General features: G+C 45.4%; 29 protein-coding genes, 1 other RNA gene and 1 pseudogene. 21 read left to right on the forward strand and 10 right to left on the reverse strand.

Annotated features, from left to right (window positions below; translation table 11 throughout):
• Window positions 1-80 precede the first annotated feature (80 nt).
• The gene (locus RBH91_RS10150; RefSeq protein ID WP_307894452.1) at window positions 81-1,661 is read left to right on the forward strand and encodes an APC family permease; all 1,581 of its coding nucleotides are present in this window, start codon (window positions 81-83) and stop codon (window positions 1,659-1,661) included.
• Between the two features lie 212 nt (window positions 1,662-1,873).
• Here RBH91_RS10150 and RBH91_RS10155 read toward each other — a convergent pair whose 3' ends face one another.
• From RBH91_RS10155 to RBH91_RS10165, 3 genes are all read right to left on the reverse strand, one after another.
• Window positions 1,874-2,173 carry a spore coat protein gene (locus RBH91_RS10155; RefSeq protein ID WP_307894453.1) on the reverse strand — a complete coding sequence of 100 codons (300 nt, stop codon included), beginning with the start codon at window positions 2,171-2,173 and terminating at the stop codon, window positions 1,874-1,876.
• Entirely contained in the window at window positions 2,170-2,370 is a 201-nt protein-coding gene (locus tag RBH91_RS10160) for a hypothetical protein (protein ID WP_148955527.1), read from the reverse strand. Before RBH91_RS10160 ends, RBH91_RS10155 begins: the two co-directional genes overlap by 4 nt.
• Before the next feature lie 107 nt (window positions 2,371-2,477).
• A complete protein-coding gene (locus tag RBH91_RS10165) occupies window positions 2,478-3,737 on the reverse strand; it encodes a glycosyl hydrolase family 18 protein (RefSeq protein ID WP_307894454.1) in 1,260 nt (419 codons plus the stop codon).
• A 182-nt stretch (window positions 3,738-3,919) separates the two neighbouring features.
• Here RBH91_RS10165 and RBH91_RS10170 point away from each other — a divergent pair.
• Window positions 3,920-4,099, forward strand: a pseudogene (locus RBH91_RS10170) (TetR/AcrR family transcriptional regulator); the annotation flags it as partial.
• Window positions 4,100-4,166: 67 nt separating this feature from the next.
• Here the strand turns inward: RBH91_RS10170 and RBH91_RS10175 are convergent.
• Window positions 4,167-4,481: a hypothetical protein gene (locus RBH91_RS10175; protein ID WP_076760620.1), complete on the reverse strand. Its 315-nt coding sequence runs from the start codon at window positions 4,479-4,481 to the stop codon at window positions 4,167-4,169.
• Between the two features lie 164 nt (window positions 4,482-4,645).
• On the opposite strand from RBH91_RS10175, the gene RBH91_RS10180 reads away from it, so the two are divergent.
• Window positions 4,646-5,104: an OsmC family protein gene (locus RBH91_RS10180; protein WP_307894455.1), complete on the forward strand. Its 459-nt coding sequence runs from the start codon at window positions 4,646-4,648 to the stop codon at window positions 5,102-5,104.
• 40 nt (window positions 5,105-5,144) lie between these two features.
• Here the strand turns inward: RBH91_RS10180 and erbB are convergent, their stop codons facing one another.
• The 4 genes from erbB to RBH91_RS10200 form a co-directional block, all read right to left on the reverse strand.
• Window positions 5,145-5,504, reverse strand: a complete 360-nt coding sequence (gene erbB / locus RBH91_RS10185) for an SMR family multidrug efflux transporter EbrB (RefSeq protein WP_076760622.1) — start codon at window positions 5,502-5,504, stop codon at window positions 5,145-5,147.
• 13 nt (window positions 5,505-5,517) lie between these two features.
• Window positions 5,518-5,835, reverse strand: a complete 318-nt coding sequence (gene erbA / locus RBH91_RS10190; protein ID WP_076760623.1) for an SMR family multidrug efflux transporter EbrA — start codon at window positions 5,833-5,835, stop codon at window positions 5,518-5,520.
• Window positions 5,832-6,374 carry a TetR/AcrR family transcriptional regulator gene (locus RBH91_RS10195; RefSeq protein WP_076760624.1) on the reverse strand — a complete coding sequence of 181 codons (543 nt, stop codon included), beginning with the start codon at window positions 6,372-6,374 and terminating at the stop codon, window positions 5,832-5,834. The genes erbA and RBH91_RS10195 overlap by 4 nt, the downstream gene beginning before the upstream one ends.
• 112 nt (window positions 6,375-6,486) lie before the next feature.
• Entirely contained in the window at window positions 6,487-6,717 is a 231-nt protein-coding gene (locus RBH91_RS10200; protein ID WP_076760625.1) for an inner spore coat protein YmaG, read from the reverse strand.
• 119 nt (window positions 6,718-6,836) lie between these two features.
• Between RBH91_RS10200 and RBH91_RS10205 the strand changes: the two genes are divergently transcribed.
• The 8 genes from RBH91_RS10205 (at window position 6,837) to RBH91_RS10240 (ending at window position 13,523) form a co-directional block, all read left to right on the forward strand.
• The gene (locus tag RBH91_RS10205; protein WP_076760626.1) at window positions 6,837-7,238 is read left to right on the forward strand and encodes a YmaF family protein; all 402 of its coding nucleotides are present in this window, start codon (window positions 6,837-6,839) and stop codon (window positions 7,236-7,238) included.
• A 102-nt stretch (window positions 7,239-7,340) separates the two neighbouring features.
• The gene (miaA, locus tag RBH91_RS10210; protein WP_307894456.1) at window positions 7,341-8,285 is read left to right on the forward strand and encodes a tRNA (adenosine(37)-N6)-dimethylallyltransferase MiaA; all 945 of its coding nucleotides are present in this window, start codon (window positions 7,341-7,343) and stop codon (window positions 8,283-8,285) included.
• Between the two features lie 41 nt (window positions 8,286-8,326).
• On the forward strand, window positions 8,327-8,548 hold the full coding sequence (hfq, locus tag RBH91_RS10215) for an RNA chaperone Hfq (protein WP_003182047.1): 222 nt from the start codon (window positions 8,327-8,329) through the stop codon (window positions 8,546-8,548).
• A gap of 308 nt (window positions 8,549-8,856) precedes the next feature.
• The gene (locus tag RBH91_RS10220) at window positions 8,857-9,069 is read left to right on the forward strand and encodes a hypothetical protein (RefSeq protein ID WP_076760628.1); all 213 of its coding nucleotides are present in this window, start codon (window positions 8,857-8,859) and stop codon (window positions 9,067-9,069) included.
• A gap of 251 nt (window positions 9,070-9,320) precedes the next feature.
• On the forward strand, window positions 9,321-9,716 hold the full coding sequence (gene nrdI / locus RBH91_RS10225; protein WP_076760929.1) for a class Ib ribonucleoside-diphosphate reductase assembly flavoprotein NrdI: 396 nt from the start codon (window positions 9,321-9,323) through the stop codon (window positions 9,714-9,716).
• Window positions 9,673-11,775, forward strand: coding sequence for a class 1b ribonucleoside-diphosphate reductase subunit alpha (nrdE, locus tag RBH91_RS10230; RefSeq protein ID WP_307894457.1), 2,103 nt, complete (start codon window positions 9,673-9,675; stop codon window positions 11,773-11,775). Before nrdI ends, nrdE begins: the two co-directional genes overlap by 44 nt.
• 20 nt (window positions 11,776-11,795) lie before the next feature.
• Window positions 11,796-12,773 (forward strand): class 1b ribonucleoside-diphosphate reductase subunit beta, encoded by a 978-nt coding sequence (gene nrdF, locus RBH91_RS10235; RefSeq protein WP_307894708.1) that lies wholly within the window; start codon window positions 11,796-11,798, stop codon window positions 12,771-12,773.
• Between the two features lie 132 nt (window positions 12,774-12,905).
• Window positions 12,906-13,523 carry a hypothetical protein gene (locus tag RBH91_RS10240; protein ID WP_307894458.1) on the forward strand — a complete coding sequence of 206 codons (618 nt, stop codon included), beginning with the start codon at window positions 12,906-12,908 and terminating at the stop codon, window positions 13,521-13,523.
• 45 nt (window positions 13,524-13,568) lie between these two features.
• Here the strand turns inward: RBH91_RS10240 and RBH91_RS10245 are convergent, their stop codons facing one another.
• Window positions 13,569-14,369, reverse strand: coding sequence for an MBL fold metallo-hydrolase (locus tag RBH91_RS10245; RefSeq protein ID WP_307894459.1), 801 nt, complete (start codon window positions 14,367-14,369; stop codon window positions 13,569-13,571).
• Window positions 14,370-14,699: 330 nt separating this feature from the next.
• Here RBH91_RS10245 and sufU point away from each other — a divergent pair, with 330 nt between their 5' ends.
• The 4 genes from sufU (at window position 14,700) to RBH91_RS10265 (ending at window position 17,450) form a co-directional block, all read left to right on the forward strand.
• Window positions 14,700-15,146: a Fe-S cluster assembly sulfur transfer protein SufU gene (gene sufU / locus RBH91_RS10250; protein WP_307894460.1), complete on the forward strand. Its 447-nt coding sequence runs from the start codon at window positions 14,700-14,702 to the stop codon at window positions 15,144-15,146.
• Between the two features lie 162 nt (window positions 15,147-15,308).
• Window positions 15,309-15,737 carry a Fur family transcriptional regulator gene (locus RBH91_RS10255; RefSeq protein ID WP_076760633.1) on the forward strand — a complete coding sequence of 143 codons (429 nt, stop codon included), beginning with the start codon at window positions 15,309-15,311 and terminating at the stop codon, window positions 15,735-15,737.
• A 72-nt stretch (window positions 15,738-15,809) separates the two neighbouring features.
• Window positions 15,810-16,475 carry a GntR family transcriptional regulator gene (locus tag RBH91_RS10260; protein ID WP_307894461.1) on the forward strand — a complete coding sequence of 222 codons (666 nt, stop codon included), beginning with the start codon at window positions 15,810-15,812 and terminating at the stop codon, window positions 16,473-16,475.
• Between the two features lie 6 nt (window positions 16,476-16,481).
• Entirely contained in the window at window positions 16,482-17,450 is a 969-nt protein-coding gene (locus RBH91_RS10265) for a DMT family transporter (RefSeq protein WP_307894462.1), read from the forward strand.
• A 51-nt stretch (window positions 17,451-17,501) separates the two neighbouring features.
• Here RBH91_RS10265 and RBH91_RS10270 read toward each other — a convergent pair whose 3' ends face one another.
• The gene (locus RBH91_RS10270; RefSeq protein ID WP_307894463.1) at window positions 17,502-18,263 is read right to left on the reverse strand and encodes an N-acetylmuramoyl-L-alanine amidase; all 762 of its coding nucleotides are present in this window, start codon (window positions 18,261-18,263) and stop codon (window positions 17,502-17,504) included.
• A 150-nt stretch (window positions 18,264-18,413) separates the two neighbouring features.
• Here RBH91_RS10270 and ssrS point away from each other — a divergent pair.
• The 6 genes from ssrS to RBH91_RS10300 all read left to right on the forward strand — a co-directional run bounded on the left by ssrS (window position 18,414) and on the right by RBH91_RS10300 (window position 23,561).
• Window positions 18,414-18,597: non-coding RNA, 6S RNA (gene ssrS, locus RBH91_RS10275), on the forward strand.
• A 213-nt stretch (window positions 18,598-18,810) separates the two neighbouring features.
• On the forward strand, window positions 18,811-19,245 hold the full coding sequence (locus tag RBH91_RS10280) for a DUF2243 domain-containing protein (RefSeq protein WP_076760637.1): 435 nt from the start codon (window positions 18,811-18,813) through the stop codon (window positions 19,243-19,245).
• A 192-nt stretch (window positions 19,246-19,437) separates the two neighbouring features.
• The gene (gene spoVK, locus RBH91_RS10285; RefSeq protein WP_307894709.1) at window positions 19,438-20,403 is read left to right on the forward strand and encodes a stage V sporulation protein K; all 966 of its coding nucleotides are present in this window, start codon (window positions 19,438-19,440) and stop codon (window positions 20,401-20,403) included.
• A 100-nt stretch (window positions 20,404-20,503) separates the two neighbouring features.
• Window positions 20,504-21,766 (forward strand): GTPase HflX, encoded by a 1,263-nt coding sequence (gene hflX / locus RBH91_RS10290; RefSeq protein ID WP_307894464.1) that lies wholly within the window; start codon window positions 20,504-20,506, stop codon window positions 21,764-21,766.
• A 19-nt stretch (window positions 21,767-21,785) separates the two neighbouring features.
• Window positions 21,786-23,051: a methionine gamma-lyase family protein gene (locus tag RBH91_RS10295; protein ID WP_307894465.1), complete on the forward strand. Its 1,266-nt coding sequence runs from the start codon at window positions 21,786-21,788 to the stop codon at window positions 23,049-23,051.
• Window positions 23,052-23,153: 102 nt separating this feature from the next.
• Complete coding sequence (locus RBH91_RS10300) at window positions 23,154-23,561, forward strand: MerR family transcriptional regulator (protein WP_076760641.1); 408 nt, start codon at window positions 23,154-23,156, stop codon at window positions 23,559-23,561.
• Window positions 23,562-23,580: the final 19 nt, after the last annotated feature.

The following is a 23,580-nucleotide window of genomic DNA, read 5'->3' on the forward strand; positions in this document are numbered from 1 at the left end:
ATACAGTATCGCGTTTTGAGCATACTACCTTCTATTCATAGGTGAATTTTTAAGAACGCAGGTGACTAGGAGGAAGTACAATGGAAAAACAGGGGAATTTCAAAAAAACGATTTCACTGCTGGATCTGATCTTGATCGGGATGGGTGCGATATTCGGGTCCGCCTGGCTTTTTGCCGTCAGCAATGTCGCTTCAAAAGCAGGCCCCGCCGGAAGCTTTTCATGGATCATCGGAGGCGTGATTATTCTTTTAATCGGACTCGTTTATGCTGAACTCGGCGCTGCTCTGCCCCGTACGGGAGGGATTATTCGCTATCCGGTCTATACGCATGGCCATCTTGTCGGCTACTTAATTTCTTTTATTACGATCGTTGCGTATACGAGTTTGATTTCAATTGAAGTCACGGCGGTCCGGCAATATGTGGCCTATTGGTTTCCCGGTTTGACGATCGAAGGGTCTGAATCACCGACGATCATCGGCTGGCTTTTGCAGTTTGCTTTATTGTGTCTGTTCTTTTTGCTGAATTATTGGAGTGTGAAAGCATTTGCCAAATCCAATTTGATTATTTCCGTTTTTAAATATGTTGTTCCGTTGACCATCATCGTTGTCCTCATGTTTCATTTTAAGGCGGCGAATTTTGCAGTGGGGGAGTTTTCGCCGTTTGGCTTTGCCGGTGTTCAGGCATCCATATCAACGGGAGGGGTGATGTTCGCATATCTTGGGCTTCACCCGATTGTTTCGGTTGCCGGAGAAGTTAAAAATCCGCAGCGGAACATCCCGATTGCCTTGATGATTTGCATCATCGTTTCAGCTTGTATTTATACGATTCTGCAAGTCGTGTTTATCGGGGCGATTCCGACAAATATGCTTGAGGATGGCTGGCGGGCGATTGGAAGGGAATTTTCTCTGCCGTTTAAAGATATCGCCGTTTTGCTTGGTATGGGCTGGCTTGCAGCTTTGGTTGTGCTGGACGCGATTTTGTCTCCGGGCGGGAACGGAAATATCTTCATGAATACGACTTCCCGTTTGGTTTATGCATGGGCGCGGAACGGCACTTTGTTTCATGTATTTACAAAGGTGAATAAGCCGACTGGCATTCCCCGCCCGTCTTTATGGCTGTCATTTGCGCTCTCCGTTTTCTGGACGCTTCCTTTTCCGTCTTGGGATGCGCTCGTCAATGTGTGTTCGGTTGCCTTGATACTTTCGTATGCGATTGCTCCTGTATCAGCAGCGGCTTTAAATCTCAATGCCAAACATTTAAAAAAACCGCTGCGCATTAAAGGAATGGCGGTTATTGCGCCGATTTCATTCGTTTTTGCCTCATACATTGTCTACTGGTCGGGCTGGAATACGGTGTCATGGCTGCTCGGATCACAGCTGGTGATGTTTGCGATTTACTGGGCCTGTAAAAAATTTGTTCCGACGGACGATGTTCCGTTCGCTCAGCAGCTTAAATCAAGCTGGTGGCTCGTCGGCTACTACATCATGCTTTTGATTTTGTCTTACCTCGGGTCTTTCGGAAACGGGTTGGGCCTGTTAGGGACACCGTTTGATCTGATAGTGATCGCCGCGGGCTCAATCGGTATATTTTATTGGGCGAAATATACGGCCTTGCCAAAAGCCGCTATCGATTATGATGAGAAAAAAGAAGAAACGGTTTAATGGAGAAAGAACCTGCTGTTTACAGGTTCTTTAGGCTGTCGGGAAAATCTCGGCAGCCGTTTTTACATTTTAAGTACACTCATATAGAATGAATCAGAAATACAATACCCGGAGCTTGTGAAATAGAAAAGGTGAGGGCTTTTCTGACAGATGTCAGTACCCTCACTTTCTCTGGAGAATCTGCTGTAAAATAGGTTCCTTCATGCGTTTTTTTAAATTTGAGGCAAATCTTTAGCCGTTTCTGCAGTTTGTGTATCCAAATGAAGCTGTTCGGCCAAATTGTCCGGATGATAGTAGCCTTTGGATATCATGTAATTCGTGATTTGCTCATGTGTATCAATCGCATCATTTAAATACTGTTTCAGTGTTTCCCGCACTTCAGGGGAAGAGGTTTCTGTAATGGCTGTGGCGATGTTTTTAACACCTGTTTTCGCCGTAATCAAAAAATCGGTGGCGATGACCTGTTCAGTCATTGCGCCCATTCCCGTCATGTTTTGGATCAATTCATTCATATTGTTTCACTCCTCATTGACAAAAGCCCCTGTAAATGCTCAATCTGGTGTTTCGTTTGCGAGGCATCCCGCTCCAATATATCCCGAAGCTCCTGATCCTTCACCAGTCCGGTCATGGTTGAAGACTTCGTCAGACAAAGGTTTTTAAACATCAGAAGCTCATGGAGCTCCAGTGTCTCATGGATTGCATTGTTCATAAGTAAACATTCCTTTCAAACATTTTTTGTTGTTCGTGATTTATTATCAATATATCTTTTCAGATTATCCGTTTTATCATTTTGTAATTCATTACATTTTTAATGGGTTAGACTTTTCTGACGCGAAAGAATTTGGTCAACAGCCATGTTCCTTGGGGAAAACTCAAGGTTAGCTGCCATACACCTCCGCCGTCAAGGTCATACTCGCGCATAAGCAGCAGTTTTTTTCCAATGCTTCGCGCGTCTTCAAACCATACGATATGCCTTTTGCCTTGTTCATCTGTATATTTAAAAAATGGGGATTCATATTGTTTTTCGTATTGAATGGGGGCCTGGTGTTTCATGGCGAGCTGAACAGCATCCTGGTTTGCAATTCCCGGGTAGACGGTCCCGGGCTCGTAAGGAAGCGTCCAGTTATAACCGTAAAGCGGGAAACCAAGAATGATCTTTTGCTTTGGGACTTGGCCGAGGGCAAATTGAATGGTTTGCCGCACTTCATTGATCGGTGCAACAGGCCCCGGCTCGCTTGTCCCGTGGTGCCAATCATAGGCCATGATAAATATCAGATCACTGGCCGAACCGATTCCGCCGTAATCATAACCTTTTAGCCAGGCGATATTTTCGTTTGTTTTTGGCGGGACGGCAACCGTTAATACATAACCGGACGGCTGAAGGCGCTCTTTCAGCTGCCGCAGAAAACCCGAAAATAAATCTCTGTCTTCTTCCATAATCTGTTCGAAATCAATATTGACACCTGCGTACCCTTTTCTTGAAATCGTGAGGAAAATATTTTCTATCAGATTTTTTCTGGCGTCAGGCTGATTTAACACTTGGTGCGCCAGAGAGGGGCTAAAGCCTGTTTCTGTTAAATTGGTGACAGTCATGAGAGGCGGGACCCGGCGCCTCCATGCCGTTTGTACTCCCGTCAGATCATTGAGCTCGCTTAACGATCCATCGCTTGAAAAGTGATATTCAAAAAATGCCAAATAGGTGGCATAGGGAGCAAAATCATTGATCAGTTCCTGATCCAACTGAGGATTTCTCAATGTGTAATAACCTAAAGCAGTAATCGGTTTTTTCGGCAGTTCAGGAATGGTCATTTTCATACCGGGTCTCATATTGCCAGGTGTTATGGCCGGGTTTGCCCTTTGCAGGCTTTCTGCGGATACAAATGCCTGACGGGCAATGGAATAAAAACTGTCTCCAGGTTGAACGGTGTATGTATACAGCGGAATGAGAAGAGCCTGTCCGGAGACAATATTCGTTTCGACCAACCCATTCGCCATTCGGATCTGATCAATCGAAATCCCAAACTTGGCACCGATGACAAACAATGAATCTCCAGGCTGAACCGTATAAATAAACAACTGTCACACTTCCTTTATTCCTCTGATTTTGACCGTGGGATCTTACGCTATGTCTATGTCTGGCGCGGAAAGATCATGCTCTGATTTTTCTGAAGTAGGGGCGTCGGCCGGTCCCTTGAGAGAAACGGGGAATTTTTCTTGACTGTTTTGTCTTCTTCATCTTAATGGAAGTGATGTGCGAATTGGGAAGGAGCAAAGAATTTGATGCCGCCCTTGCCCTGCGCAAGGCGATGGAGGTATTTGGACAGTATGGCTATGAAGGAGCGGCGCTTTAGGATTCACTCAGTCATTTGGGCATAGCACATCAGAGCCTGTATAATACGTTTGGTACAAAGCGGGACTTATTTTTAGTGGCCCTTAAAGGTTGCGGTTTTCATGCTTGGACTGAACGGTCGTTTCTTCTTTTTTGACCGTTCAGTCTCGAATTTTTCAATAAAACTTTTCATTGATCTCCCAAGATTCAACTGTACAGTAAGCCGTGTGAGGATCCATTCCCATCCCCATTAAATATGCCATCGCTGCCACTTCTTCCATTGCATGGTGGTAGGAAGTCGCTTGCGCTTCATTTAGCCCATAATGAACAAAGGGTGCGACTGTGCATAGTGTGACCGGTTTAAGGTGAGGAAATAATGGACATTTGATGTGATGTGCTAAAGCTTCGGACTGCGGATATTGCGGAAATTGTACGTTCGGTTGAGGCTGGGGCGCGGGCCCCATCATATGCATATTTTCTTTGTTTTCCATCACTTTCGTCCTTTCTCGCTAGGATTCGTTGTATCGTATGCTCCGCTAATGTCCTGCGTGTTAGACGCGTGTCACGATTTAGGATATTCACCAAGCAAATAAAAGGACATGAAGGCGCAGCATTAGTAGACTAAAAGAGAAATCAAAGAAGGAGTGTGTTTAAGATGGCCAAACATCATTTTTATTTACAGGCCGACTGGCCTGGAAACAGAAACGGAGTCGGAAGGATTGAGAGCGGAAATTTAAAAACCGACATATCCATACCGAAGGAAATGGACGGCCCGGGGGCAGGAACAAATCCGGATGAGATGCTGCTTGGCGCGGCTGCGACATGCTATATCATCACACTTGCTGCCATGATGGAAAGAAGCGGGCTTGAAAAAGAAGAGCTGACGATGGAATCTGAAGCTGTTGTCGATGTGACAGGGGGCGTATTTACATATGAAAAAATCATTCACAGACCCCTGATCCGCCTGCAAAAAGACGCTTCCGAAAAAGAGGTTCAACTTGCTGAAAAACTGGCTGGAAAAGCGGAGTCATCATGTATGATCTCAAGGGCTGTTCAAGGAAATGTGGCCATTGAACTTAAGCCTGAGATTATCACTGGAAAGACGATGCGGTAACCATCCTCAAACGGTCATTCCCGTGACCGTTTGATCGGCCTTACATTTCGATGCTGAGGCTGGGCTCTGTATCCGCTGAGTCAGCATGCTTTGAATTGAGCAAAAAGACGCCGCCTATGATCAGGATAAGTCCAAACAACGTTTTCATGCTGAATGGTTCATTGAACATAAAATATCCGATAGCCGCCGTCAAGGCAGTCCCTGTTCCGGCCCATGTCGCATAGGCTGAAGACAAGGACATCGTTTTTAAAGAAAAGCTCAGGAACGTAAAAGACGCCGCAAAGCCTGCCACGACTCCAGCTGCGGGGCCAGGAGCGCTGAAACCTTCTGAAAGCTTCAGCATCGTACTTCCGAATACTTCTGAAAGAATGGCTGCCGCCAAAAATATAATGCCTTTCATGGGAATCTCCTCCTTATGTCAGATTGATCAGGACAACACCTGAAACAAGACAGATGATGCCGGCGATCGCCCGTCGGCTCAGTTTTTCTTTAAACCACATGACGCCGATGATGGCCGTTAATACAGTGCCCGCTCCGCTCCATGTCGCATATGAGAGGCTGAGCGGAATGAATTTCAATGTCAAAGACATCATGTAGAAGGCGAGGCCGTAGCCCATCACAACGAGAATTCCCGGCTGCCAGCGTGCAAATCCGTCAGACGCTTTCAGCATGGCTGCCGCTGCCGCTTCTGACAGGATGGCAATAAGAAGAAAAATGTAGCCTGCCATCATATAAAATCCTCCTCTATCAATTTCATGACATGATTCAAAAGGAGAGCTTTCTCTTCATGATCCAGCGGTTCCAATTGAAACATTTCTGAAAACCAGATGCCGTCGCATGCCAGCCTGATCAGATGAGCCAAGGCCGGATTGGACAGCTCTTTTAGAGCTCTTTTTTTGAACTCCGCATAAAATTCCCGCCATGGTTTAAGAAGCCCTTCATCATAAGCTGCCGTAGCAAGGACGCTTGTACATAGCTGAATCGTATTTTTCATTCTGAAATCGTCAAGCGTAGCCAACATAAACGATTTTACGTATGCTCCCCGGCATGGCCCCAGTTTCGCCTGGTATTGCTGAAGGAGAGAACGGAAGCTGGAAATGGCATTTTGATTCATTTCCCTGATCAGTTCTTCTTTGCTTGAAAAATGATAAAGAAGACCGGCTTTCGTCATGTTCGCTTCTTTTGCGACCGAATTTAGAGTCAGGTGTTTAAGACCTTTTTCCGTAATCGTTTTAGAGGCCGCTTCAAAAATTTCATCTTTTTTAGACATAAAAAAAACCCCCGCTTTACTAACCGGTTGGTAAAGTCCATCATAAGTGATCCTAAAGTTCTAAGTCAAGAAAAAAGTTATGTAAAAAGGCCCCTTGAAGAGCCTTTATTTATTAGTAGTACGGATAGTAAGGATACGGCGGATAAGGGTATGCCGCCGGACTGAGCAGCGCTCCCGCTGTAAGGCCGCCGAGAAATCCTCCAAAAAACGGGCCTGGTCCGAAAAACGGGCGTCCGAAAGGTCCGCCAAAGAAAGGTCTGCCAAAAGGCCCCCCGAAGAAAGGTCTGCCGATGATTCGCTGATCTTCCCCGCCATATATATGATTGTGGCTGAAATGATTCATAAAAAAACCCCTCCATTAATAAAATGAAACCTGACTAACACCAATGTATTCTGCCCAGCTGATTTTGCTTGGGCAGACGGCCCGCTTTTAAAAGCCGCCCTTGAAAGGAGGGAGCAGACATGCCGCTGTATCAGTCGGATTGGGCAAAAGCGCCCGCTCATGCGCATGCGTACAGGGCGAGAACAACCACAGCCAATGGCCATTACCATTTGATTGAAGGATTTTCACAGCCCGCGAATGGGAGCAATACAGATCAGCACGTTCATTTTTATTCCGGAATCACTTCATTTGATAACGGCCATTACCACAGATACTACGGGATTACCGGCCCCGCGATTCCGCGGGCTGACGGGGCTCACTACCATGAGATCGAAGGCGCCACTTATTTGGCGTACTCAGCCGCCCCCCCGATCAGATACGGAGGGGTTGTTTATGTAAGCGACGGCTTCAAGGAAAGGCACAGACATTCATATAAAGGAATCACAAGAGAGATCGTCGGAAATGAGCCGCTCGGCTGGTGAGGGAATGTTTACCATTCTATAAAAACGGGTAAAATGAAATGGATGTTTTTGATCGTGAAAATGGTATAATGGGAGGAGCTTGTTTAAAGAGAGTGATTATCAGTGAATAAAAAAAAGCCGCCGGTCATCGTCTTGATCGGACCGACCGCTGTCGGAAAAACACAATTAAGCATTATGCTGGCCGCGAGTTTGAACGCTGAAATTATCAGCGGCGATTCGATGCAGATCTATAAAAGAATGGATATCGGCACAGCCAAAATCAAAGACGAGGAAATGAATGGAATACCGCATCATCTTCTTGATATAAAAGAGCCGACGGAGTCTTTCTCTGTCGCTGAATATCAGGAGATTGTAAGAGGGAAAATGGCCGAAATTGAAAGCCGCGGAAAGCTTCCGATGATCGTCGGAGGAACCGGACTTTATATCCAGTCCGTCCTTTATGACTACTCCTTTACAGAGGAAGCGGGCGACCCCGGATTTCGGACGGAGATGGAGGCGCTGTCTTTGAAGAAGGGCTCTGATTATATCCATGGCCTTCTGAAAGAACGCGATCCCGAAGCGGCAAAATCCATCCACCCAAACAATATGCGCAGAGTCATCAGGGCGCTCGAAATTTTACATACGACCGGAAAAACCATGTCTGATCATATGGAAATACAGCAAAAAGAACTTTTGTACAACACGGCCCTTGTCGGTTTGACGATGGATCGCGATGTGCTGTATGACAGAATTAACAAGCGTGTGGACCACATGATGGATGAGGGGCTTTTGGAAGAAGTGAAACAGCTCTATGATGAAAAAGTAAGAAACTGCCAGTCTGTTCAGGCGATCGGATATAAAGAGCTTTATGCGTATCTTGAAGGCAAGGCATCGCTGCCAGAGGCAGTCGAGACGCTCAAGCGAAACTCAAGGCGCTACGCCAAACGGCAGCTGACATGGTTCAGGAATAAAATGGATGTCGCCTGGTTTGATATGACGCCCCCTGTCAAAATCGAGCAGAAAAAACAGGAAATTTTCAGTTGTATAGCAGGAAAGCTCGAACTTTAATCGAAACAATATGATATAGAGAAACAAGGAGGACCAGAATTATGAAATCGATAAATATTCAAGATCAGTTTTTGAATCAGATTCGTAAAGAAAATACATTTGTCACGGTCTTTTTACTTAATGGATTTCAGCTGCGCGGTCAAGTAAAAGGATTTGACAACTTCACAGTATTGATTGAATCGGAAGGAAAGCAGCAGCTTATATACAAACATGCCATTTCGACATTCGCCCCGCAAAAAAACGTTCAGCTCGAACTCGAATAGCGATTCACAGACGAAAGACCATGCCTTGCATGGTCTTTTTTAGATTGCCTGACAAAATCCTAAAACGGTTTAAAGTTTTGGGATTTTTGGTATTTTCAAGGTGACCTTAAAAGCATTGCAGTCGTTGTCGAGCCTGCCGAGTCGGTGTTAATAACGGCGGCTAACTGCTCAGACGTCCTGTCTGAACGCCGCCGTCATCACGATCTGTGAAATCCCGATGCTTTCAAATTTACAAAGCGGCAACTAACCGCTAAACTAAGTATTGTTTACTTCAAATCAGTTTTAAAATGCAAAGGAATGAGTGAGCGATGAAACCTAAAATTGTCATTAACCACTGGGAAGAAACCTGTGAAGATGAGTCGTGCTTTGAATACGGCACAAGTATTCTCGTTAACGGAAAAGAACTTGTCAGAGAAGCGTCAATCCTGACCGCCGTTCAATCCGTCCTTAAGGAACTCGGCATTGAAGCCGATATTAAAGAAGTATGTGAGAACAAGTGTTGCGACACTTACAAAAAATAAGCGAAAAAGTCTAGTCTACTAACACAATTTTTTTCATGTTATGATAGATTTCGGTTTAATGAGTAGGGTGAGCGAACGGCTCTCATTCTACTCATATTTCTTTGGCATTTAGGCCCCCTAACTGAAACAAATTGTGAACTTTCTCAACTTGCGTATCAATATATTGTGTTTTTTTGAATGATGGTATACTATATATTGTGAAAGGGTCGAGTTGAGAGACTCGGGAACAATTTTAATAGGTCGTGATAATGATGATTCAGATCGTATTTGATTCAAAAACGGGAAACGTTCAGCGCTTTGTGGAGAAAACGCCTTTTCGAAATAAACGGAAGGTCAGCACAGAGGAATATCTAGACGAACCGTTTGTTTTAATCACGTACACGACAGGTTTTGGGGAAGTTCCGAAAACAACTGAGATGTTTCTTGAGAAAAACGCCCACCTTTTAATAGGAGTGGCGGCAAGCGGAAACAAGGTTTGGGGAGATAATTATGCGAAGAGCGCAGAAAAAATATCGAAACAGTATCAAGTTCCGATTCTCCGCAAATTCGAGCTTAGCGGGACGGCCAAAGATGTTGAACTGTTTACTCAGGAGGTAGAAAGAGTTGTCACAAAATCAGGTGCCAAAATGGATCCAGTTAAACAATGAGATCATGATTCAAAAAGACGGGAAATTCCAGTTTGATAAAGATAAAGAAGCTGTACATAGTTATTTTGTAGACTATATCAACCAAAATACGGTTTTTTTCCATGATCTGAAAGAAAAAATCGATTACTTAATAAAGAATGACTACTATGAAGAAGAGTTTTTAAGCCTCTACACCTTTGCAGAAATCAAGGAAGTCTTCAAAGAGGCTTATGCAAAAAAATTCAGATTCCCGTCTTTTATGAGCGCTTTTAAGTTTTACAATGACTACGCGCTCAAAACAAACGACAAGAAAAAAATTCTTGAGCGCTATGAAGACCGGATCTCTATCGTTGCTTTATTTTTTGCAAACGGAGATAAGGAGAAGGCGAAGGAATTTGTCAGAATGATGATCAACCAGGAATATCAGCCGAGCACGCCAACTTTCTTAAATGCCGGACGCAAGCGCCGGGGCGAACTGGTCAGCTGCTTCCTGCTGGAAGTCAATGATTCCTTAAACGATATCTCCAGAGCGGTTGACATTTCGATGCAGCTTTCCAAGCTGGGCGGCGGCGTGTCGCTGAACCTGTCAAAACTGCGTGCGAAGGGCGAAGCGATCAAAGACGTCGAAAATGCCACAAAAGGCGTCGTCGGCGTGATGAAACTTCTAGACAACGCGTTCCGCTATGCTGATCAGATGGGGCAGAGACAAGGCTCCGGAGCAGCCTATTTAAACATTTTTCACCGCGATATCAATGATTTTCTTGATACAAAGAAAATATCTGCTGATGAGGATGTCAGGGTGAAAACCTTGTCAATCGGGGTTGTGATTCCCGACAAATTCATCGAGCTTGCGAGAGAGGATAAAGCGGCTTATGTATTCTATCCTCACACCGTTTATAAAGCGTACGGCGAGCATTTGGATGAAATGGACATGAACGAGATGTACGACCGTCTGGTGGAAGACCCAAGGGTCAAGAAAGAAAAAGTAAGCCCGCGGAAAATGCTTGAAAAGCTTGCGGTATTAAGATCTGAATCCGGGTACCCGTACATCATGTTCCAGGACAACGTCAATAAAGCCCATGCGCTTAATCATGTTTCAAAGGTCAAATTTTCAAACCTTTGTTCGGAAGTTCTTCAGGCTTCCCAAGCATCATCGTATACCGACTACGGCGAGGAAGATGAAATCGGGCTGGATATCTCCTGCAACCTGGGTTCTTTGAATATCCTGAATGTGATGAAAAACAAATCGCTGGAGCAGACGGTGAAGCTTGCGACAGACTCGCTGACGCACGTATCGGAAACAACAAACATCACGAACGCGCCGGCTGTCAGAAAGGCAAACAAAGCGATGAAGTCAATCGGTCTCGGAGCGATGAACCTTCACGGATATTTGGCGCAAAACAATATCGCTTATGAAAGCGAAGAAGCAAGAGACTTCGCGAACACTTTCTTTATGATGATGAACTTCTACTCCATTGAACGGTCGGCAGAGATCGCCAAACAAAAAGGGGAGACGTTCCATCAGTTTGAAGGTTCAGCTTATGCGACAGGAGAATACTTTGAAAAGTATGTTACAAAAGATTTTTCGCCTCAATCCGAAAAGGTTGCAGCACTTTTTGAAGGCATGCACATCCCGACAACAGAAGACTGGCAGCGATTGAAAGAGTTTGTCGCAGAGCACGGGCTGTACCACAGCTACAGACTGTGCATCGCACCGACAGGATCTATTTCATATGTGCAGTCAAGCACCGCATCGGTGATGCCGATTATGGAGCGGATTGAAGAAAGAACATACGGCAATTCGAAAACATACTATCCAATGCCTGGTCTGGCGCCAAGCAACTGGTTCTTCTACAAAGAAGCGTATGATATGGACATGTTTAGAGTCGTCGATATGATCGCAACGATCCAGCAGCATGTTGACCAAGGCATAAGCTTTACATTGTTCCTGAAAGATACAATGACGACACGCGATCTGAACCGGATCGATCTTTATGCCCACCATAAAGGGATTAAAACACTTTACTATGCAAGAACGAAGGATACAGGGCAAGAAGGCTGCCTTTCTTGTGTCGTTTGATTAAAGGAGAGTATGCGAAAGTGACGAAAATATATGATGCAGCAAACTGGTCAAAGCATGAAGATGATTTTACCCAGATGTTTTACAATCAAAATGTAAAGCAGTTTTGGCTTCCGGAGGAAATCGCCTTGAACGGCGATCTCCTCACATGGAAGTACTTGGGCAAAAATGAACAGGACACATACATGAAAGTGCTCGCAGGGCTGACCCTTCTTGATACAGAACAGGGCAACACCGGAATGCCGCTCGTTGCAGAGCATATTGAAGGCCATCAGCGCAAAGCGGTGCTGAACTTCATGGCGATGATGGAAAATGCGGTTCACGCCAAATCCTATTCAAACATTTTCATGACGCTGGCCCCGACAGAGACGATCAATGAGGTCTTTGAATGGGTCAAACAAAATAAATACTTGCAAAAGAAAGCTCGAATCATCGTTGGGCTCTATGAAAAAATCCGCCGGGGCGACAAAATATCGCTGTTTAAAGCGATGGTCGCGTCCGTTTACTTGGAAAGCTTCCTGTTTTACAGCGGTTTTTACTATCCGCTTTATTTTTACGGACAGGGAAAGCTCATGCAGAGCGGTGAAATCATCAACCTGATCCTGCGGGACGAAGCGATCCACGGCGTCTATGTCGGTCTGCTCGCTCAGGAAATATACAACCAGCAGACACCGGAGATGAAAGAGGAGCTCTATTCGTTTGCAATTGATCTATTGAAAGAGCTTTATGAAAACGAGCTTGAGTACACAGAAGATTTGTATGATCAAGTCGGCCTTTCACACGATGTGAAAAAGTTCATTCGCTACAATGCAAACAAAGCGCTGATGAATCTCGGCTTTGAAGCATATTTCGAAGAAGAAGAGATCAACCCGATCGTATTGAACGGGTTAAATACGAAAACGAAATCGCACGACTTCTTCTCCATGAAAGGAAACGGCTATAAAAAAGCAACCGTTGAACCGTTAAAAGACGACGATTTTTATTTTGACGAAAAGTAAGGCGGTGTCGGGGCATCCTAAGCGCGCCCCAAGCCGCCGGCCTTTCGGCGGAAACAAAAGGATAGAAAAATAGGCACGGCAAAATGAGAGCAGAACAGATCTGCTCTTTTATCTTGAGGAGGAAACGAAACGATGGGAAAAATGGATGAAATGATTCTCGTGGCGCCGCGGGAAGACGTATTTGCAAATGAAACGCTGACCTTTCAAGGCGTCAATAGCGACCAAGAATCGATTCAGAAGATCATGACACATATTGAGCGCCATTTCAGCGAAATGAGAAGAGGCGACGCTGAAGAGAACCCTTCTTTTAAACAGCCGATCCCTTATGTTGTCATTAAAAGAGATGATGAAATATTCGTTTATGAACGGCTTGCAGGCGGCGGGGAAGCGCGGCTTCACAACAAGCTTTCACTCGGCTTCGGCGGACATATGAACTTTGCGGAAGGCCTTGGCTTTTCCGATATGCTGAAATTGAATACAGACCGGGAGCTTGATGAAGAACTTTTGATCGAGGAATCGGATAAAGAAAAAATGGTGACACTCGGGCTGATTAACGATGACGAAAACAACGTCGGCAAAGTACATATCGGCATTCTCTCCGCACTTGAACTGAAGCCGGGCGCACATGTTGAAGTGAAAGAAAAGGATCAAATTGCCGGCCGCTGGATGAAAGCGTCTGACCTTAAAGAGAAAAGCGTCTATGACAGACTTGAATCATGGTCACAGTTTGTCGTTGATATTGTAGTTTAATTGAAAATGGGGGATAACCCCGGCAGACAAAGAAAACTCGCTGATTCAGCGAGTTTTCTTTTCATATTGCACCGGCCGCCATTGAAAAGCCGAATTCGGCTTTTCAATGATGCCGAAGCCGGGATAGGGAAAATGACAGGCATGAAGAAGAACACCTTCTTCATAAGCCCGCTGAGTCAGCTGTTTCCTCGTTTTTTCTCCATGCGCGGGATCGTTCTCCAGTGACACCCGCACCTCCGGATTGGAAATGCTTTCTGGGATATGAAATACATCATTGACGATCAGACAGACGCCGTCTTTTGTCTGCATTTCAACCGTCAGATGGCCCGGTGTGTGACCGGGTGTATGGATGAGTCTCAGCCCTGGCAATAGTTCAGTGTCCTCTGTAAGAAGCTTGAAAAGCGGCTGAATGGCGGACAACATTTGCAATTGTTTGGAACCCGGGGTTTGTTTTGCGTACTGCCACTCTTTTTCGCTCATGAGATGAACCGCGTTTGGGAAAGCGGGTTTTTCGTTTTTCATGAGGCCTCCCATATGGTCTAAATGGCTGTGCGACACAATGACATAGTCTATCAATTCAGGCCGGATTCCCGCTTGCTTTAGGTGTTGAATCAAATGGCCTGATTCTTGTCCGCCTGTTTCTCCAAATCCCGCGTCAATTAAAATTCGTTTGCCGTCTGTCTCCAAGCAGACGAAGTTCAGAGCTGCTTCAAACTGTTCAGGGTAGCGCTCTTTTTCCCGGGGGCTTGCCCCCGCCAGAAAAAAAGACTTTTCAACCGGGAATACTCCATCAGATAAAACCGTGATATGAAAAGAATCAAGCTGAATATGGCATGGCTGCTTCACCTGCTATTCCTCCTTGTTATATGCTTTGCTGACGTGCTGAACAATCCCCTTTGATAAATAGTCCGGTGCTGCTTCCAATCTGGAATGCCGCTTTTAAGCTAAGTTCGTTTAGTCTCGTTTTGAACGGGTCCAGCGAAACAGATAAGCGCCGTGCATTTATTTCTTCCTGAACGCAGACCGGATTCATCAAATGGATGGCTTCATGATTTGCACCAAGCTCCTCAATCGGTTATTATTAAATCGTAATAATTACGATTTATAATGGAATTATAAACAAATCCGCTTTTCTTTTCAATCAAAAGTTAGAGCGGGAGGAAAGGAGTATCAATCATGCTCATGCTGAAGGATCTATATCGATCCGTGATCATGGACCATTCAAAATACAGGCGGAATTTTCGACAAATCGATCAAACTTCTGCTTCGTCTGTTCATTATAAAAATCCGACATGCGGTGATGTGATCACGTTGTTTATTGATATAAGGGACGGGAAGATAAAGGATGCAGCTTTCATCGGAGAAGGCTGCAGCATCAGCATGGCTTCTTCATCGATCATGACTGAACTGTTAAAAGGTAAAACCGTAAAAGAGGCCGATGACATGCGCAAAGCGATGGAAGACATGATCAGAAAAGGGGAAGAACCGGAGGAGGACCTTTTAGGAGATGCGATTTCCCTTATCGGAGTTCATCCGCTCAGGGCGCGACATAACTGCGCTCTCATGCCGTGGCAGGCTTTCGATCGAATAAGAGAAAGGACAAGTAATGGAACGAAAGACTAGAACGGGGTTCTGTATTTTTTCGGATCCAGAAGGAGGAGAATGTGATCGTTGGACAGAACGATATGTGTATGAGCCTAGCAACCAAATACATCAAAAAAACATCAACACAAAGATCTTCCGTTCAGGCCGCCCAGGTATGAGGAATTCAAAGGAGTATAGTCTGTGGTGAAACAAGAAGCGTTGAAACAGCTGAAACGAAAAGGAATTCGGGTTACACCCCAGCGGCTGGCCATCTATCATGTTTTCTTGGCGAACAGGAATCATCCGACCGCAGCTGACATCTATCAGTCATTAAAAGCGGAATTTCCGGCCGCCAGCGCGGCAACCGTATATAATACGGTCCGCTATTTTAAACAAGAAGGCCTCATAAAAGAAATGGGATTTCATGAGCCGGCCCGCTTTGACTTAGCTGAAGATGAGCATGACCATGTCATATGTGAATCTTGCGGAAAAATCGTCGATTTTTATGATCCGTACATACATCAAGTAAAGGAGTTTGTCTCGCAAATGACAGGGTTTAAAGTGACACATCATCGCTTGGAGTTATATGGCATCTGCAAGGATTGTCTAGAGAGAAAGAAAAACAAGTAAGCAGGAGGTTTGGCTGAAAGCTGGATCTCTTTTTTTATTGATTGAAAAACCAAAATGCGATATATTGGTTTTATGATGAAAAAAAACATTAAACCAATTAAACGGATCTCGTTTCGCGAAGAAGTGTACCAGACGCTTAAACGCGCGATCGTCCATTTGGAATTGCAGCCTGGCCAGCGCCTTCATGATCAGGAGCTTGCAGAGCAGTTCGGCATCAGCCGCACACCGGTCAGAGAGGCGCTTAAACGGCTTGAGGATGAAGGGCTTGTCGAAGCAGTTCCGGGGTCGGCGACGCGCGTAGCACCGCTTAATCCGGAGGAGGCCAAGCATGCATTTCCCGTGACGGCGGCTTTGCATGCTTTGGCGGTTCGGATTTCAATCCCCTTCATAACAGAGACGAACATAAAAGAATTGGAGAACCACAATAAAAGTTTGGAAAATGCGCTTGAAAAGGGGGACATTATCGAGGCAATTGAATCAGATGAGGCATTTCACCGCGTGTTTTTAAACGCTTCCAAAAATCCGGAAATCATTCGCGCATTGGAAAGAATCGCCTCAAAGATTTACCGGCTTGAAATGTCTCAGTTTTCTTCCATTAGCAGCAGCCAATCAGTTGAACAGCACGTGAGAATCATCGAAGCGTGCAAGCAGGGAAACGCTGAAACGGCAGCCAGGCTTGCAGAGGAAAACTGGCTGAGCCTTGGAGAACGATTGGCCGGACATCAGGAAAAGGAGTGAGGTAAAGTGAGGCCGATTATTTTGGGCATTTGCGCCGCTTTCTTTTTTGCCTTTACATTCGTTCTCAACAGGGCGATGGAGCTTGAGGGAGGAAGCTGGATCTGGAGCGCTTCTCTTCGGTTCATTCTAATGGTGCCGCTCCTCATGATCATCGTTTGGGCCAGAGGAAATGTAGGGCAGGTCTTTCGGGAGATCAAAAAAGCGCCGCTCGACTGGCTGAAATGGAGCATCATCGGGTTCGGCTTTTTTTATGCCCCGCTGTGTTTCGCTGCAGCTTACGGTCCGGGCTGGTTGATAGCGGGAACATGGCAAGTGACGATCATATCAGGCTCCCTTTTGGCCCCGTTTTTTTATGAAACGGTACAAACAAAAGCCGGGCCTGTACATATAAGAGGGAAAATTCCTTACAAGGGACTGCTGATGTCTCTCATTATTTTAGCGGGAGTTGTGCTGATGCAGGCGGAACATGCGGCACAGCTTTCTTTACATGAGATGGTGCTGTGTGTTGTCCCAGTACTCTTCGCTTCATTTGCATATCCGCTTGGAAACCGACAAATGATGGAGATTTGCAAAGGGCGTCTGGATGCTTATCAGCGGGTATTAGGGATGACGCTGGCAAGCCTTCCGTTTTGGCTGATCCTCTCGCTGTACGGGCTTGCGACAGCGGGCCCGCCAAGCGGCGGGCAAGTGCTTCAATCCGGCTTAGTGGCTGTTTTTTCGGGAATCTGCGCCACCATTCTATTTTTTGCCGCAACAGATCTTGTCAAAGGGGATATGCGCAGGTTAGCGGCAGTCGAAGCGACACAATCATTTGAAGTCCTATTTGCCGCAGCGGGAGAAATCGCCATCCTTTCAAGCCCGCTGCCCGGCGCCATATCCTGGGCCGGAATCACCCTTGTCGTGATCGGGATGATGCTGAACAGCTATGTATCGAATAAAAAAACGACGTTCAAAAGTGAAGGCGTAAAAGCATAAAAAAAGCCTGCAATCTCATGGAAAGGTTGCAGGCTTTTCGGATGATTGTCCTTAATCCTGATAAATAAAAGCATCAAATCCCGCATTTTTTGCTTGCTGAGCAAGAGCTTCAGCATTCGCTTTAGAGGAAAAAGCGCCGATTTGTACTTTATAAAGGCTGTCTCTGTACATGACGATGGCGTCAAAACCTTTGGTAATCGCCTGGGCGGCAAGAGAATCGGCATGCGCCTTCTCTGCAAAAGCGCCAATCTGGACTTTATAAAGAACTGCCGCTTTTTTTGAAAGGTTCAATGCCCTCGCGATGCCATTTGCATGGCCTCTGACGATTGATTGTATAAAAGTGGACGATTTCAGTTTATTGGCATCGCTTGTATTGTCTACAAAACCATTTTCAGTGAGCAGCGCCGGCATCACCGTCTCGCGCAGCACATGAAAATTGGCGGTTTTTTTTCCGCGGTCCCTGAAATCGACGACTTTTAAAATCTCTTCATGAATGACATTCCGGTAGGTGCTGGTAGGAGCACCGACACCTGAATAAATATAGTCTTCATACCCTGTTCCGCCTCCGGCATTCACGTGAATCGAAAGATAAAAATCAGCACCCCAGCTGTTTGCGGCGTTCGTCCTTTGCGTCAGGCTGACGGTCTGGTCGCTTGTCCTGCTCAACTGCACAGAAACATTTTGATATTCATCAAGCAAAATGTTTCTTAGCGCCAAGGCGATTTGCAATGTTAGATGCTTTTCTTGCAAACCATTGCCGGATGCACCAGGATCTGTGCCGCCATGACCAGGATCGATGAAAATTTTAACCACAAGACATCACCTCAATAAACAGTCTATGAAAAGCCTGTACGTAAGGGTTGTACGCTTGTCACTGGATGACAGAATTTTGTCAATATTCAGCTTTTTATTGACCCTCGTCAATCAATGGTTGCTTTTTTTCTTTATTTATACTATAATTTAAATACGCTGCATTGTACGTAATGATAATTAAGTTTTAACCTTTAAGCTGTAATAGGGAGTTTTATATCGAATCTGGAATGCCAAGCCTTCTTCGAAAGGACGGCAGGAAAGTTTCTGCAGACACCCACTTTGAGGAGTGTGGTTTAAAACTTTCTTACTTGCATACGGCAATTGCAGCCCCTAAGTCATTTTGATAAAAATGGCTTTTTTTATTTGCTGAAAATTAATTGATTATAATAATATTATGTAAACTATACATCTGTCCCATCATTTTGATGGGCTTTTTTATAAGATGAAAAAAGAGGTAAATAACCGCAGGGAAAGAAATGTAAATATGTGGTTTTTTTCATTGTGCAACAGGGTACAAAACATATAAACAATTTAAAGGAGGATATGTATGAAAAACAGCAAACACTTCTGGGGGCCATTTCTGTTTGGCGCCGGAATCATCGCCATGATCGACGGCATCGTTTTTCATCAAGTGCTTCAATGGCACAGCGTATACATGAATACGGACCGCCCCCATCAAATCGTGAGCGATGGACTTTTCCATCTGTTTTCCCTCGTCATCCTTTTCATCGGGGGAATCTTGCTGTGGAACAGGGGAGAGCTTAATAATCTCCGTCCGCAGCATATATTCTGGGGAGCCTTTTTGCTTGGAGCGGGCTGGTTTAATTTTGCGGAAGGCATCATCAACCATCATCTTCTCCAAATTCATCACGTCAACCCGGTCAGCCCGAACCGGCTCTTCTTTGACCTCGCTTATGATGCATCAGGACTCTTGATGATTTTGATCGGATGGCTGATCTATCGGAAAGGCAAACAAAATTAAAGAAAAAAATTGGTTTGTCCGCACAGCTTACCTGAATACAATAAGAAATAAAGTATTTCTCGGGAAAGCGCAGATTTCAACAAGACCAGCCCCGATCTTGTCAGAAAACATCGGAATGTGTATATCGCCTGGGCGGCTGTCACGGCGCAGCGCTCTATGAATAGGATATAAAGAGAGAATGGTGAGGTGAGTGTGTTGGAGAGGGCTGTTACTTATAAGAACAACGGACAAATCAATATCATATTGAACGGCCAGAAGCAGGTTCTGGCCAATTCTGAGGCGGAAGCTGAATATCAAGCGGCACTGCAGAAAAATGAAGCCAAACACAGCATCCTGAAAGAAATTGAAAGGGAAATGAACACGCTTGTCGGCATGGAGGAGATGAAGCGCAATATAAAAGAAATATATGCTTGGATTTTCGTCAATAAAAAGCGGGAAGAGCAAGGTCTTAAAGCCGGAAAACAAGCGCTTCACATGATGTTTAAAGGAAATCCCGGAACCGGAAAAACGACCGTCGCAAGGCTGATCGGCAGGCTTTTCTACGAAATGAATGTTCTTTCAAAAGGCCATTTGATCGAAGCGGAGCGGGCCGATCTTGTCGGTGAATACATCGGACACACGGCTCAGAAAACGAGGGATTTAATCAAAAAAGCGATGGGCGGCATTCTGTTCATTGATGAGGCATACTCCCTTGCAAGAGGGGGAGAGAAAGATTTCGGGAAAGAAGCAATTGACACACTAGTCAAACATATGGAAGATAAGAGGAATGAATTTATCCTCATTCTTGCCGGCTATTCACGGGAAATGGATCATTTTCTTTCATTAAATCCGGGTCTCCAATCCAGGTTTCCGATCAGCATTGATTTCCCTGATTATTCCGTCAGCCAGCTGATGGATATTGCCAAACGAATGATGGCTGAGAGAGAATATCAATTCAGCTCTGAGGCGGAATGGAAGCTGAAAGACCATCTGATGGCGGTCAAAAGCACGGTTAGCCCGGCAAAATTCAGCAACGGCCGCTTCGTCCGCAACTTGATCGAAAAATCAATACGGACTCAGGCCATGAGGCTGTTGATGGGAGACTGCTATTTGAAGAATGATTTGATGACCATTAAAAGCCAGGATCTTGACATAAAAGAAGACGCGCCGCACGTATGATGGCGCGTCTTTTTTATTTTCATTGATTTCTGGCAACCTATCCCTTCGTTTGTTATGATAGTACTGCTTGTTGACTTTGTTTAGAAAGGAACATGATCATTTGAATGAACAGGAAGTCATAAAAGAAAAAGCTATACTAGTCGGATGCCAGCTGCCGCATGTTTCTGATGAGCGTTTTTCATACTCGATGGAAGAGCTCGCCGCTTTAACGAAAACGGCTGAGGGAACGGTTGTTTCCACAGTGACACAGAAGCGGAATCGCGCGGATGCTGCTACATATATCGGAAAAGGAAAAGTGGATGAACTGGCAGTGCTCTGTGAAGAACTGTCGCCTGATGTATTGATTTTCAATGACGAATTGTCGCCGAGCCAGCTTAAAGCGCTTGTCACATATCTTGACGTCAAAATCATAGACAGAACGCAGCTGATCCTCGACATTTTTGCCAAACGGGCGAGGACAAGGGAAGGAAAGCTGCAAATTGAGCTCGCCCAGCTGCAATATGCGCTCCCGCGGTTAAGCGGACAGGGGATCAACTTGTCAAGACAAGGAGGCGGAATCGGAACGAGAGGCCCCGGAGAGACAAAGCTTGAAACCGACCGGCGCCACATTAGAAACCGGATTCATGAAATCAATGTGCAGCTTTCGACCGTTATCCGCCATAGAAGCAGATACAGAGAAAGAAGGAAGAAAAACGGCGTTCTGCAAATCGCCCTTGTCGGCTATACAAATGCCGGAAAATCCACATGGTTCAATCGACTGACAGATGCAGACAGTTTTGAAGAAAACCTGCTGTTTGCCACACTTGACCCGATGACCCGCAAAATGACGCTGCCGAGCGGCTACAGTGTGTTGTTATCAGATACGGTCGGATTCATTCAGGATCTGCCGACAACGTTGATTGCCGCTTTTAGATCGACTTTGGAAGAAGTGAAAGAAGCTGATCTGATCCTTCATATGATCGACTCTTCGCATGAAGACTATGAAGGACACGAAGCGACGGTCAAGCGCCTTCTCGGAGAGCTGGAAGCCGATGATATTCCGGTTATAACGGTTTACAATAAGAGAGACCAAAAAAGGCCCGACTTCATCCCTTCATCGGGAAGGGGCCATATGATGACGAGCGCCAAAATAGACGGAGACCTGCCTTTGTTTAAGCAGGCCGTTGAAGAATATATTAAAAAAGAGCTGCTCGTCCCGTATAACGTGATGATTCCAGCTTCAGAGGGCAGACTTTTATCCAGAATCAAGTCTGAAACGATGGCGAACAGCACCGCTTTTCACGAAGACCGTGAAGTATATGAAGTGGAAGGATACATTCTGCCTGAACAGAACATATTGGGAGAACTGAAGAAGTTTATGTAAGAAAGGACACTTGCAGAAAATGTTTGAGACATTAAAACATGGAGATTTATTAAAGAAAGCAGCATTGGAGTCAGAAAATGAAATCGCGGACTTCCATCGAAACATCGATGAAATCAGTGAACGAAATGAATGGAGGGTGCTTGAAAGCTACAGAAAGCATAAAGTATCAGACACTCATTTTACACCTTCGACAGGCTATGGCTACGATGACATCGGCCGGGATACGCTCGAGGCGATTTATGCCGATGTCTTCGGAGGGGAAGCCGGGCTTGTCAGACCGCAGATCATCTCAGGTACACATGCGATTTCAATCGCTTTATTCGGTGTTCTCCGTCCAGGCGACGAACTTCTCTATATCACGGGAAAGCCGTACGACACACTCGAAGAAATCGTCGGTGTCAGAGGAGAAGAAAACGCCGGCTCTTTGAAGGATTTCAATATCGGGTACAGCGATGTCGAGCTGACTGAAGAAGGAACAGTTGACTATGACCGGGTTGCGGCTTCTATCACGCCGCGGACAAAGGTGGTCGGGATCCAGCGCTCGAAGGGGTATGCCAACCGTCCTTCTTTTACAATAGATGAGATTGAGAAAATGATTCGATTTGTCAAGGACATCAATGAAAACATCATTGTTTTCGTAGACAACTGCTACGGAGAATTTGTAGAAGAGCGCGAGCCTTGCCATGTCGGCGCCGACCTGATGGCGGGGTCGCTCATTAAAAACCCTGGCGGCGGACTGGCAAAAACGGGCGGCTATATCGTCGGAAAGGAAGAATGGGTAAAAGCCTGCTCCTATCGAATGACATCTCCGGGAATCGGCAGGGAAGCCGGGGCGTCGCTCTACTCGCTGCAAGAGATGTATCAAGGCTTTTTTCTGGCGCCGCATGTCGTCTCCCAAGCGTTAAAAGGAGCTGTGTTTACCGCTCGATTTCTTGAAAAGCTGGGATTTCGCTCAAACCCTTCATGGGACAGCAAACGAACCGATTTGATTCAGTCTGTCGAATTTACCAGCTCAGAGCAGATGATCTCCTTTTGCCAAGCGATTCAGTACGCTTCACCGGTGAATGCCCATGTTACGCCTTACCCAAGCTATATGCCGGGCTATGAAGACGATGTCATTATGGCTGCCGGTACATTTGTGCAGGGTGCGAGCATTGAATTATCCGCTGACGGCCCTATAAGGCCGCCCTATGTGGCCTATGTCCAAGGCGGACTGACCTATGCCCATGTCAAAAATGCGATATGCAGTGCAGCAGATGCGCTGATGAAGCAGCAATTAATATAAAAAACAAACGAATAAATTTGATGTAAAGAATCCTAACATCGTGTTGACACATTTTATAACATCACATATAATAAATTTATATAAGAAAAGGAGGAAATTGAGATGAGTGATAACATTCGCCGCTCAATGCCCTTATTCCCAATAGGAATCGTCATGCAGCTGACCGAGTTATCAGCAAGGCAAATCCGGTATTATGAGGAAAATGGACTGGTATTTCCTGCAAGAAGCGAAGGGAACAGACGTTTATTTTCATTCCATGATGTAGATAAGCTGCTTGAGATTAAAGATTTAATCGAACAAGGCGTAAACATGGCGGGAATCAAACAAATTTTCGCCAAATCCGAACACGAACAAAAAGATGAGAAACAAGACAAGCCGAAAAAGGCGGAGAAACACAACTTGTCAGATGAAGAACTGAGAAAACTGTTGAAAAACGAGCTTATTCAAGCAGGCCGTTTCCAAAGAGGGACAACATTCCGCCAGGGAGACATGTCCAGGTTTTTTCATTAATTTGTTAGCAACTGCATTG

It is taken from the genome of Bacillus swezeyi, assembly GCF_030908325.1.
In the GTDB taxonomy this organism is placed as follows: domain Bacteria; phylum Bacillota; class Bacilli; order Bacillales; family Bacillaceae; genus Bacillus; species Bacillus swezeyi.

Bases quoted from the DNA above. Each gene is read 5' to 3' on its own strand.
- RBH91_RS10150 (WP_307894452.1), top strand. From the start codon at position 81: ATGGAAAAACAGGGGAATTTCAAAAAAACGATTTCACTGCTGGATCTG.
- RBH91_RS10155 (WP_307894453.1), bottom strand. From the start codon at position 2,173: ATGAATGAATTGATCCAAAACATGACGGGAATGGGCGCAATGACTGAA.
- RBH91_RS10160 (WP_148955527.1), bottom strand. From the start codon at position 2,370: ATGAACAATGCAATCCATGAGACACTGGAGCTCCATGAGCTTCTGATG.
- RBH91_RS10175 (WP_076760620.1), bottom strand. From the start codon at position 4,481: ATGGAAAACAAAGAAAATATGCATATGATGGGGCCCGCGCCCCAGCCT.
- RBH91_RS10180 (WP_307894455.1), top strand. From the start codon at position 4,646: ATGGCCAAACATCATTTTTATTTACAGGCCGACTGGCCTGGAAACAGA.
- erbB (WP_076760622.1), bottom strand. From the start codon at position 5,504: ATGAAAGGCATTATATTTTTGGCGGCAGCCATTCTTTCAGAAGTATTC.
- erbA (WP_076760623.1), bottom strand. From the start codon at position 5,835: ATGATGGCAGGCTACATTTTTCTTCTTATTGCCATCCTGTCAGAAGCG.
- RBH91_RS10195 (WP_076760624.1), bottom strand. From the start codon at position 6,374: ATGTCTAAAAAAGATGAAATTTTTGAAGCGGCCTCTAAAACGATTACG.
- RBH91_RS10200 (WP_076760625.1), bottom strand. From the start codon at position 6,717: ATGAATCATTTCAGCCACAATCATATATATGGCGGGGAAGATCAGCGA.
- RBH91_RS10205 (WP_076760626.1), top strand. From the start codon at position 6,837: ATGCCGCTGTATCAGTCGGATTGGGCAAAAGCGCCCGCTCATGCGCAT.
- hfq (WP_003182047.1), top strand. From the start codon at position 8,327: ATGAAATCGATAAATATTCAAGATCAGTTTTTGAATCAGATTCGTAAA.
- RBH91_RS10220 (WP_076760628.1), top strand. From the start codon at position 8,857: ATGAAACCTAAAATTGTCATTAACCACTGGGAAGAAACCTGTGAAGAT.
- nrdI (WP_076760929.1), top strand. From the start codon at position 9,321: ATGATTCAGATCGTATTTGATTCAAAAACGGGAAACGTTCAGCGCTTT.
- RBH91_RS10240 (WP_307894458.1), top strand. From the start codon at position 12,906: ATGGGAAAAATGGATGAAATGATTCTCGTGGCGCCGCGGGAAGACGTA.
- sufU (WP_307894460.1), top strand. From the start codon at position 14,700: ATGCTCATGCTGAAGGATCTATATCGATCCGTGATCATGGACCATTCA.
- RBH91_RS10260 (WP_307894461.1), top strand. From the start codon at position 15,810: ATGATGAAAAAAAACATTAAACCAATTAAACGGATCTCGTTTCGCGAA.
- RBH91_RS10280 (WP_076760637.1), top strand. From the start codon at position 18,811: ATGAAAAACAGCAAACACTTCTGGGGGCCATTTCTGTTTGGCGCCGGA.
- RBH91_RS10295 (WP_307894465.1), top strand. From the start codon at position 21,786: ATGTTTGAGACATTAAAACATGGAGATTTATTAAAGAAAGCAGCATTG.
- RBH91_RS10300 (WP_076760641.1), top strand. From the start codon at position 23,154: ATGAGTGATAACATTCGCCGCTCAATGCCCTTATTCCCAATAGGAATC.